Consider the following 316-nt stretch of genomic DNA (forward strand, 5'->3'; position numbering starts at 1 on the left):
GTTTCCATCTTCATCGGTGTAAGTTAATGTTCCGTCATTATTATCCACCAATGTTGTTAAAGCTTCCAGGTTTGCTATGATTGCAGATAAATCTAATTGTGTAGTAACGCCATCTTCGTCTGTATAATCGATGTTTGTATTATCTGTGTTTAAAGCAATCGAAGTAAGTGTTTCCAAGTTAGCAACATCTAAAATAGTTGGATTTCCATCTTCATCGGTGTAAGTTAATGTTCCGTCGTTGTTGTCTACTAATGTTGTTAAAGCTTCCAGGTTTGCTATGATTGCAGATAAATCTAATTGTGTAGTAATGCCGTCT

Annotated in this window: 1 pseudogene; it reads right to left on the reverse strand. The window is 35.4% G+C overall.

The window, feature by feature from the left end:
• Positions 1–316, reverse strand: a pseudogene (locus ACVCZW_RS00575) (hypothetical protein); the annotation flags it as partial.

This window comes from Lacinutrix sp. MEBiC02595, from assembly GCF_053601555.1.